This window comes from Actinomycetota bacterium (assembly GCA_005888325.1).
Taxonomy (GTDB): domain Bacteria; phylum Actinomycetota; class Acidimicrobiia; order Acidimicrobiales; family AC-14; genus AC-14.
In genome coordinates this window covers 35,955-45,928 of sequence record VAWU01000068.1, presented here as the reverse complement: position 1 = coordinate 45,928, position 9,974 = coordinate 35,955, and the positions used below count along the sequence as shown (strand labels likewise).

At 71.2% G+C, this 9,974-nt stretch carries 9 protein-coding genes and 1 pseudogene (1 of these 10 only partly in view); all 10 read left to right on the top strand.

What is annotated here, in order from left to right:
* Positions 1 to 622 (top strand): annotated as a pseudogene (locus E6G06_20195) (hypothetical protein) (it extends 674 nt beyond the left edge of the window).
* 2 nt (positions 623 to 624) lie between these two features.
* The gene (ispG, locus tag E6G06_20190; protein TML86591.1) at positions 625 to 1,848 is read left to right on the top strand and encodes a flavodoxin-dependent (E)-4-hydroxy-3-methylbut-2-enyl-diphosphate synthase; all 1,224 of its coding nucleotides are present in this window, start codon (positions 625 to 627) and stop codon (positions 1,846 to 1,848) included.
* Positions 1,849 to 1,857: 9 nt separating this feature from the next.
* Positions 1,858 to 3,135 (top strand): GNAT family N-acetyltransferase, encoded by a 1,278-nt coding sequence (locus E6G06_20185; protein ID TML86590.1) that lies wholly within the window; start codon positions 1,858 to 1,860, stop codon positions 3,133 to 3,135.
* Positions 3,136 to 3,298: 163 nt separating this feature from the next.
* Complete coding sequence (locus tag E6G06_20180) at positions 3,299 to 3,772, top strand: ribosome maturation factor RimP (GenBank protein TML86589.1); 474 nt, start codon at positions 3,299 to 3,301, stop codon at positions 3,770 to 3,772.
* Complete coding sequence (nusA, locus tag E6G06_20175; protein ID TML86588.1) at positions 3,769 to 5,046, top strand: transcription termination/antitermination protein NusA; 1,278 nt, start codon at positions 3,769 to 3,771, stop codon at positions 5,044 to 5,046. Before E6G06_20180 ends, nusA begins: the two co-directional genes overlap by 4 nt.
* Positions 5,043 to 5,327 carry a YlxR family protein gene (locus tag E6G06_20170; protein TML86659.1) on the top strand — a complete coding sequence of 95 codons (285 nt, stop codon included), beginning with the start codon at positions 5,043 to 5,045 and terminating at the stop codon, positions 5,325 to 5,327. The genes nusA and E6G06_20170 overlap by 4 nt, the downstream gene beginning before the upstream one ends.
* A 140-nt stretch (positions 5,328 to 5,467) precedes the next feature.
* Positions 5,468 to 8,299 carry a translation initiation factor IF-2 gene (infB, locus tag E6G06_20165; protein TML86587.1) on the top strand — a complete coding sequence of 944 codons (2,832 nt, stop codon included), beginning with the start codon at positions 5,468 to 5,470 and terminating at the stop codon, positions 8,297 to 8,299.
* Between the two features lie 22 nt (positions 8,300 to 8,321).
* A complete protein-coding gene (locus tag E6G06_20160; protein ID TML86586.1) occupies positions 8,322 to 8,603 on the top strand; it encodes a DUF503 domain-containing protein in 282 nt (93 codons plus the stop codon).
* Complete coding sequence (rbfA, locus tag E6G06_20155) at positions 8,596 to 8,973, top strand: 30S ribosome-binding factor RbfA (GenBank protein TML86585.1); 378 nt, start codon at positions 8,596 to 8,598, stop codon at positions 8,971 to 8,973. The genes E6G06_20160 and rbfA overlap by 8 nt, the downstream gene beginning before the upstream one ends.
* A gap of 5 nt (positions 8,974 to 8,978) precedes the next feature.
* The gene (locus E6G06_20150; protein TML86584.1) at positions 8,979 to 9,956 is read left to right on the top strand and encodes a bifunctional oligoribonuclease/PAP phosphatase NrnA; all 978 of its coding nucleotides are present in this window, start codon (positions 8,979 to 8,981) and stop codon (positions 9,954 to 9,956) included.
* The last annotated feature ends 18 nt before the right edge of the window (positions 9,957 to 9,974 follow it).

The window sequence follows — 9,974 nt, the reverse complement described above, 5'->3', positions numbered from 1 at the left end:
GAAGCGCCCGGGCAAGGACATCCGCTTCGTCGTCGAGCGCCAAGGCGCGCAGGTGCCGCTGACCGTCGTCCCCGCGCACCAGAACCCCGAAGGTCAGCGGGTGGGTTTCGTCGGCATCGCTTCGAAGGTCGAGAACAAACGCGTCGGCCCGGTGCGCGGGCTCGACCAGACCGTGCGCGGCATCGGCAACGGCACCGTCCTCACCGTCAAGGCCCTGGGCTCGTTCTTCGCTCCGCACCGGCTCAAGAACTACGCCGACCAGATCGTGGGCCAGAGCGGCCAGGGGTCGACCGCGACCAACAGCGACCGGCCGGTCTCGGTGGTCGGCGCCACCCGCGTCGCAGGCCATCTGGCGGAGGACCACCGCTTCTCCGAGCTGCTGCTGCTGCTGATCGGCATCAACATCTTCGTGGCGATCTTCAACATGATCCCGTTGCTGCCGTTCGACGGTGGCCACGTCGCCATCGCGGTGTACGAGCGCATCCGTTCGCGTCGGGGCCGCCGGTACCACGCCGATGTGGCGAAGCTGCTTCCTCTCACCTCTGCCGTGGTGGTGTTCCTCGTGGTGTTCGGCGTGGCCGTCCTCTACCTCGACATCGTCCGCCCCATCTCGATCCAGTAGGGATGGCGTTCCCGCGTCGGAAGACCCGCCAGGTCGTCCTCCGGCATCCCACGAACCCCGTCACGGTCGGCGGCGACGCGCCGGTGAGCGTGCAGTCGATGACGATCACCAAGACGGGCGACGTCGACGGCACGCTCGCCCAGATTTACGCGCTGGCCGCGGCCGGCGCGGACATCGTGCGGTGCACGTGCAACGACGAGGCCGCCGCCGAGGGCCTGGCTCGCATCGTGCCCCGCGCGCCGGTGCCGATCGTCGCCGACGTCCACCACCAGTACAAGATGGCCCTCGCCGCGCTGGACGCGGGAGTGCACTGCCTCCGCCTCAACCCGGGCAACATCCGCAAGCCCGAGCACATCAAGATCGTCGCGAGCGAGTGCCGCGACCGCGGTGTGCCGATCCGCATCGGCGTGAACGGCGGGTCGCTCGACCCGAAGCTCTACGAGAAGCACGGCGGGCGGGTGACGCCCGAGGCGATGGTCGAGTCCGCCCAACTGGAGCTCGCGTACTTCGACGAGGTCGGCTTCGACGACGTCAAGATCTCGGTGAAGGCCTCCAACGTGCCCTTGATGATCGAGGCCTACCGGCAGCTGGCCGACGTCGTCGACCACCCGTTGCACCTCGGTGTCACCGAGGCGGGCCCGCCCCCGGCCGGCCTGCTGAAGGCGACCGCGGGCATGGCGACGCTCCTGATGGAGGGCATCGGTGACACCATCCGCTACTCGCTAACCGCCGACCCCGTCGAGGAGGCGCGTGCCGGCCGGCAGCTGCTCGAGGCGTTGGGTCTTCGCGAGCGCAAGGGGCTCGACCTCATCGCCTGCCCGTCGTGCGGGCGGGCCGAGATCGACGTCATCGGCGTGGCGCGCGACGCGCAGGCTGCCCTCGAGTCGCTCAACCTGCCGATCCAAGTCGCGGTGATGGGCTGCGTGGTGAACGGCCCCGGCGAGGCCCGCGAGGCCGACCTCGGCATCGCCGCGGGCCGCAAGCGCGGCCATCTGTTCATCAAGGGCCAGGTCGTGCGGGTGGTCCCCGAGGACGAGATGGTGGATGCGCTCGTCGAGGAGGCCGAGCGGTTGGTGGCCGAAGGAGTCGAGGCGCGTCTGGCCGCCGCCGATTCCGGCGCTGCCGCGGCGGCCGAGGCCGACCGGCAGGCCCTGCTCGCAAGCCAGGGCCACGACGTCAACCACAGCGAGGAAAAGGTCGAGCTCATCCGCAAGCGCACCGAGTAGAACGGCGGCATGCACTCTGCCCCCGACTTCGGTGCCCCCGGCTCGGGACGCCGCGCCGACTTCGAGATCCGTCCTGTCACCGAAGACGAGCTCCCTGCATTCGTTGCGGCCGGGCACGTTGCGTTCAGCGAGGAGATGACGCCGGCGCGCCTCGAAGCCATTCGGGCCATTACCGAGATCGATCGCACGCTCGCCGCGTTCGAGGCGGGCCGCGTCGTCGGCACCGCCGCGGCGGGATCGTGGGAGCTCACGGTGCCGGGGCCGGCCATCGTCCCCACGGCCACGGTCACCGCGGTGGCGGTGCTGCCCACCCACCGCCGTCGGGGCGTGCTGACCTCGCTCATGGCGCGCCAGCTCGACGACGTCGCCGATCGCGGTGAGGCGGTGGCCGTGCTCACCGCCTCGGAGAGCATCATCTACGGGCGCTTCGGCTACGGCCTCGCCACGTGGGCCGCGGGGTTCGCCATCGAACGGCTCCACGCCGGCCTGACCCGACCGGTCGATGCGGGCGGCCGGGTGGTGATGCTCGACAACGACGAAGCACCCAAGCGCATCCCTGACCTCTACGACGAGCTGCGTCGGAGCTGCGTCGGCGCATTGAGCCGGCCGCACGGATGGTGGCTCGACTACTTCCGCGATCCCGAGGACCAGCGCGACGGCGCCTCGCCGCGCTTCTACGCACTGCACGAGTCCGACGCCGGCGAGGCCGACGGGTTCGTCTCGTACCGGGTCAAGAGGAACTGGAGGGACGAAGGTGTGGCCGCGGGCGACACGCAGGTGTACGAGCTGCACGGGTCGAGCCCCGCGGTGCGGGCCGCGCTCTGGCAGTTCTGCCTCGGTGTCGACCTCACAGCCACCCTGAGCTGCGCAAACGCGCCGGTCGACGAGCCCCTGCGCTGGATGCTGTCGGACCCGCGCCGGTTCCGGGTCACCGCGGTGAGCGACTGGTTGTGGGCGCGCCTGGTCGACATCCCCGGCGCGTTGGGCGGCCGGCGCTATGCGTCACCTGGGCGGCTCGTGCTCGAGGTGACCGACTCGTTCAAGCCGCACAACGCGGGCCGCTACGAGCTGGTCGGCGGTCCCGACGGTGCCGAGTGCCGAAGAACCCGCGCCGAGCCCGACCTCGCCATGAGCGTGGCCGACCTCGGCGCGCTCTACCTCGGTGGCGTCGGCTGCACCGCGCTGGCGCGGGCGGGCCGGATCGAGGAGCACGCGCCCGGGGCGCTGGCCGCCGGCGACGGGCTCTTCAAGACCGCCGAAGCGCCCTGGTGCGCCACGGAGTTCTGACACAGGACGCGCCGCGGCCCGCCGTAGCCGCACCTGAGCCGCTATACTCTGCCGGCTGTTCCGTTCGACTGGTGGGCAACGGGTGAGGACGGGTGGTGGTGGAGCGTGGGCGTTTGCCCACGTTTTTTGTTGAGGGCATAGCGCGAGAAGGGAGGTGCGAGAGATGTCGGCAGGCGAGCGCGTCCGCGGATTGATCGAGCCCCTTCTCGGCGAGCAGGGCCTCGAGGTCGTCGACGTCGAGCACTCCGGCGCAACCCTTCGCATCACCGTCGACCGCGTGGAGGGCGGGGGCATCGACCTCGAGACCGTGGCCAGCGCGTCGGAGGTCGTCTCGGCGGCGCTCGACCGCGACGACCCCATCCCGGGTCGCTACACGCTCGAGGTGTCCAGCCCCGGCGTCGAGCGCCCGCTCCGCACGCCCGCGCACTTCCTCCGCCACATCGGCTCCACCGTCGCCGTCAAGACCCGACCGGGCACCGAGGGCGACCGCCGGGTGGAAGGCACGCTCACCGCCGCGGACGACGTCGGTGTCACCGTCGGGAGCCGCACCGTCCCCTACGCCGACATCGAACGGGCGCACACGGTCTTCAGCTGGGGAGGCTCGGCCAAGAGGTCCACGAAGAAGAGAGCATCATGAACTTCGAGCTGATGGAAGCGCTGCAGGTGATCGAGCGCGAGAAGGGCGTCCCCATGGACACCCTGCTCGAGGCGCTCGCCAACGCGCTCGTGTCGGCCTACAAGCGCATGCCCGACGCCGCCGAGGAGGCGTTCGTCACCATCGATCCCGACTCCGGCGAGATGCACGTCTACGCCCAGGAGCTCGACGAGGACGGCAACGTCACCCGCGAGTGGGAGGACACGCCCGACGACTTCGGCCGCATCGCCGCGCAGACGGCGAAGCAGGTGATCCTGCAGCGCATCCGCGAGGCCGAGCGAGAGATGAAGTACGAGGAGTACGCGGGTCGCGAGGGCGACATCGTATCGGGCACGATCCAGCAGTCCGACCAGAGGTACACCCTGCTCAGCCTGGGCAACGTCGAGTGCCTGCTGCCGCAGGCCGAGCAGGTGCCGTACGAGCGCTACGAGCACAACGCCCGCCTCAAGGCCTACATCGTCGAGGTGCGGCGCACGACGAAGGGTCCGCAGATCGTCGTCTCGCGCACCCACCCGGGCCTGATCAAGCGGCTGTTCGAGCTCGAGGTGCCCGAGATCAGCGACGGCATCGTCGAGCTCAAGGCCGTGGCGCGTGAGCCCGGTCACCGCACCAAGATCGCGGTGTGGTCCAACGACAGCAACGTCGACCCCGTCGGCGCGTGCGTCGGTGCCCGCGGCGCCCGCGTGCGCATGGTCGTGAACGAGCTGCGCGGCGAGAAGGTCGACATCGTGCCGTTCTCCGAGGAGCCGAGTGAGTTCGTGATGAAGGCGCTGTCGCCCGCCCGGGTGAAGGAGGTGCGCATCGACGAGGGCACCGGCACCGCCGAGGTGATCGTCCCCGACTACCAGCTGTCGCTCGCCATCGGGAAGGAAGGGCAGAACGCCCGCCTCGCCGCCCGCCTCACCGGCTGGCGCGTGGACATCAAGAGCGAGACGCAGCTGGCCGAGGAGGAGGCCTACGCCAACCAGGACTGGGCCGAGGGCGAGTGGGTCGAGAACGAGGCGGGAGAGATGGTGTGGAAGCCCGCGGAGGGCGGCGAGGGCCTCACCGCCGAGGCATGGTCGCACGGCGACGAGCCAACAGAGCCGCACGGCGACGAGCCAACAGAGCCGCACGGCGACGGGGTCAACGAGGCCGAGCCGCACGGCGACGAGGCCGACGAGGCCAAGCCGCCCGAGGCGGCCGAGCCCGAAGCGCCCGAGGCCGACGTCACCCCGACCGAGGTCCCCGCAACAGACAGTGAGGGGACGGCATAGGACAACCGCAGCGGACCTGCACCGGATGCCGGCGGGTCGGGCCGGCCGACGAGCTCGATCGGGTGGTCGCCCTGCCCGATGGTGGCCTTGCCTTCGGGCGGACGCTGCCCGGTCGGGGCGCATGGCTGTGCCGCGGGTCGCTCGCCTGCTTCGATACGGCGGTCCGCCGCCACGGGTTCGAGCGGGCGCTCCGCACGACCGTGGGGTCCGAGGCGCTGGCGTCGCTTCGTGCCACGCTGGTGAATCGTGCGAGGATGAGCACCCGGCGGAACGGCACGTAGTACGACAGCACGCAGTTAGGACGGCACGCAGTAGGACGGCACAAACTGAGACGGCATCGGGTCGACCACAACTCCGAGCACGGATGATGCGCATGTAGAGCAGACGATTCGAAGAGCATCGAAAGGACTGAGGCAGCACTTTGGCAGCGAGGATCCGGGTCTACGAGCTTGCACGCGAGCTCGGGCTCACCAACAAGGAGACGCTCGACCTCTGCGAATCGCTCGGGATCGGCGTGAAGAGCCACTCGTCGAGCATCGAGGACGCGCAGGCCGACCGGGTGCGGCGCAAGGCCGACCGCGACGGCCTGCGGCGAGAGGTGCAACCGGAGGAGCCCGTGCCGGCGAAGCGCGGAGCCAAGAAGGCGGCCGCCGCGGTCACGCCGCCCAAGCCGGACGACACCATCGCCGCCGAGGCTGCCGAGGCGCCGGCGGCGCGATCGCCGGAGCACGCGTCCCGCCTCGTCACCAGCCGCCCGCTGAGCGAGCAGCCCGATTACGACGCGCCCCGTCTCGTCCCCCCGACACCGCGTCCCGCGCCGGCGCCCCGGCCCGCGGCGGTCGCCCCCCCTGTCGTACCGCCCGCCGCCCCCGCGCCGGTCGCTCCCGCGGCGGCATCGCCCGCGCCGGCTGCCCCGGCGCCACCGAAGCCTCCCGTCGAGGCACAACCGTCGTCACCTCCGCCCGCAGCCCCGCCGCCGTTGCCCACCGCGCCGGCAGCCACTGGCGCGGCGCCCGCGACGGCGACACCTCCCGTCGGCCCCGCCCCTCCGGCTGAAGAGACGACACCCGCGGGGCCACCGCGCTCGTTGAGCGGCAAGCCCATCCCTCCGCCGCCCGGCGGTCCGCCGCGCTCGCAGAGCGGCAAGCCCATCCCGCCGCCGCCCGGAGCCGGAGGCCGCGGCGCGCCGCCGAGCGGCGCCCCGCGTCCAGGGGGCGTCGGTCGCCCCGGCGGTACCGGACGCCCGGCAGGCGCAGGGCGTCCCGGCTTCTCCACCGATCGCCCCGGCGGCGCGCCCTTCGGCCGACCGGGCGGCGGCCCGCCCGGTCGTGGCGGCCCGCCCGGTCGCGGCGGGCCCGGCGCCGGACGGCCCCGGCCGCAGCGGCGCAAGCGGCGGCGCCGGAGCCGCGAGGAGCTCGAGCCCACCCAGGCCACGAACTACACCCGCTCCGACGCGCCCGTCCCCGAGGGCGAGGTCGTCGTCGAGCGCGGGTCCACCGCCCAGGACGTCGGGCCCAAGCTGAACCGCACCGCGGCCGACGTCGTGCGCTTCCTACTGCAGCAGGGCGAGATGGTCACCGCCACGATGTCGCTGTCCGACGACATGATCGAGCTCTTCGCAGCCGAGATCGGTGCCGACGTCCTGCTCGTCGATCCCGGTCAGCAGCAGGAGCTCGAGCTGCTCACGCTGTTCGACGACAACGAGGAGGAGGACGAGGAAGCGCTGCGCGTCCGGCCTCCGGTCGTCACCGTGATGGGTCACGTCGACCACGGCAAGACGCTCCTGCTCGATCGCATCCGCCAGACCAACGTGGTGGCGAGCGAGGCGGGCGGCATCACGCAGCACATCGGTGCGTACCAGGCGGAGAAGGACGGCCGCCTCATCACGTTCATCGACACACCCGGCCACGAGGCGTTCACCGCCATGCGCGCACGCGGAGCCGACGCGACCGACATCGCGGTCCTCGTCGTCGCCGCCGACGACGGTGTGATGCCCCAGACGGTCGAGGCCATCAACCATGCACGCGCCGCCGACGTGCCCATCGTGGTCGCAGTCAACAAGATCGACCGCGACAACGCCGACCCGACCCGGGTGCTGCAGCAGCTCGCCGAGCAGGGGCTGCAGCCGGAGGCCTGGGGCGGCGACACGATCACGGTCGAGGTCTCCGCGCTGCAGAACCTGGGCATCGACGACCTGCTCGAGCAGATCCTCCTCGTGGCCGACTTCGAGGACCCGCCCATCATGGCCAACCCCGAAGGACCGGCCCGGGGCATCGTGCTCGAGGCCAACCTCGACGTCGGGCGGGGGCCGGTCGCGACCGTCCTCGTGGAGCGGGGGACGTTGCGCGTCGGCGACCCGGTCGTCGCAGGTGCCGCGTGGGGCACGGTGCGCGCCCTCATCGACTATGCGGGTGAGCAGATCAAGGAGGCCCCGCCGTCGATGCCCGTGCAGGTGCTCGGGCTCTCCGACGTGCCCGAGGCCGGCGACGAGCTGCGCGTCGCGCCCAACGGCAAGGTGGCCAAGACGGTGGCGGCGGCGCGCGAGCAGCGCTACCGCATGCGTGCGCGCCGGGGCGAGGCATCGGTGATCGGCACCGGCGTGAAGCTCGAGGACATCTTCGAGCAGATCCAGCGGGGCGAGGTCGCCACGCTCAACATGATCCTGAAGGCCGACGTCCAGGGCTCGCTGGAGGCGCTCACCGAGAGCCTCAAGAAGCTCGAGCGCGACGAGGTGAAGCTGTCGTTCGTGCACCGCGGCGTCGGCGGGATCACCGAGAACGACGTGCAGCTGGGCGCGGCCTCGAGCGCCACGATCATCGGGTTCAACGTGCGCCCGGATCGCAAGGCGCGGGCGCTGGCCGAGTCCGAGGGCGTCGAGGTCCGCACGTACCAGATCATCTACCAGGTGCTCGAGGACATCGAGAACGCCATGGTGGGCATGCTGAAGCCCGAGTTCGAAGAGGTCGTCACCGGCGAGGCCGAGGTGCGCGAGATCTTCCGGGTGCCGCGTGTGGGTGCGATCGCCGGCTGCTACGTGCGCAACGGCGTGATCACCCGCGGCTCGAAGGTGCGCTTCCTCCGCGAGGGCGTCATCATCTGGACGGGCACGATCACCTCGCTGAAGCGGTTCAAGGACGACGTGCGCGAGGTCCAGACCGGCTTCGAGTGCGGCATCGGGCTCTCCGACTTCCAGGATCTCAAGCCGGGCGACATCATCGAGCCGTACGAGGAGCGCGAGATACCGCGTACCTGAGATTCCGCGCACGTGAGGTCATGTGCACGTAGCCACGCTGCAGATCGAGCTGCACATCCCGACGAGTCATTCCCTCAAGGAGAAGCGGGCCGTCATCAAGCCGATCCTCGAGGGCGCCCGGCGCCGGTTCCAGGTGGCGGCCGCCGAGGTGGACCACCAGGGGAAGTGGCAGCGCGCATCGCTCGGCTTCGCGGTCGTCGGGGAGAGCGCGGGGCACGTGGCGGTCGTGCTCGACAAGGTGGAGCGGTTCGTGTGGTCGTTCCCCGAGATCGACGTGCTCGCGACCACGACCGAGCATGCCTGACCGCCGCTATCCCCGGACGGCGCGGGTGAACGAGCTCGTGCGCGAGGTCGTGGCCGAGGAGCTCGAGCGGATCGACGACGAGCGGCTCGAGCTGGTCACAGTGACGGGTGTCGACGTCGAGCCCGACCTGCGACGGGCCGTGGTGTGGTTCACGTCGTTGACCGAGAGCGTCGACGAGGTGCTGGCCGAGCACCGCGTGCGCCTCCAGGCCGCCATCGGGCGCCAGGTGCGGATGAAGCGCACGCCGGAGTTGGCGTTCCGTCCCGACCCTGCGATAACGACGGGTCGCCGGGTCGAAGACATACTGCGCGAACTGCAGGACACTGGTAGGGATGGGACGCAGGAAGATGGCAGCGACCGTGAGCTCTGAGGTCGATGGGCTCTGACGTCATGAGCTCCGACGTCGATGCCGCGGCGTCGGCGATCGAGGCCTGCGCCTCCATCGCCCTCGCGTGCCATGTGTCACCCGACGGCGACGCGCTGGGCTCGATGCTCGCGCTCCACCACCTGTGCCTCGCGGCCGGCAAGCGCTCGGTCGCGTCCTGGCCCGCGCCGTTCACGGTGGCGCCGCACTACGCCTACCTGCCGGGTCTCGACCTCACGACCAAGCCGGCCGACTTCCCGGCGGAGCCCGACCTGATGGTCACGTTCGACTGCGGTTCGCTCGGCCGGCTGGGCGAGCTGGCGGCGCCGGCGCGCGCCGCAGGCGCGCTCATCGTCGTCGACCATCACGTCACCAACGACCGCTACGGCTCGATCAACCTGGTGGACCCCGCCGCCGCCGCGTCTGCGGTCGTCGTGCGCCGGCTGGCGCGGCGACTCGGCTGGGCGCTCAACCGCGATGCGGCCATCTGCATCTACACCGGCCTGGTCACCGACACCGGGCGCTTCCAGTACTCCAACACGACCCCGGAGGTCTTCGAGCTGGCGGCCGAGCTGAGCACATTCGACCTGCCCATCGCGTCGATGTCGCGCCAGCTGTTCGAGCTGCACCGGTTCGCCTACCTGCAGTTGGTGGGCGTCGCCCTCGATCGGGCCGAGCTCGATCGCGAGCTCCGCCTGGTCGTCACGTGGGTCACCCAGGCCGATCTCGACCGCTTCGGCGTCGGGCTCGATGAGACCGAGGGCCTCATCGACCTGGTCCGCCGCACCGACGAGGCCGACGTCGCGTGCGTGCTCAAGGAGATGTCCGACGGCACGCGCGTGTCGCTGCGCTCGACGACCGACGTCGACGTGAGTGCGATCGCGAGCGCCTTCGGCGGTGGCGGACATCGGGCCGCGGCCGGCTTCACGTCCGACCGGCCCGCCTCCGAGCTGATGACCGAGATCAAAGCCGCGCTCGCGGCCGCGTGATCGCGACCCTCCACCGCG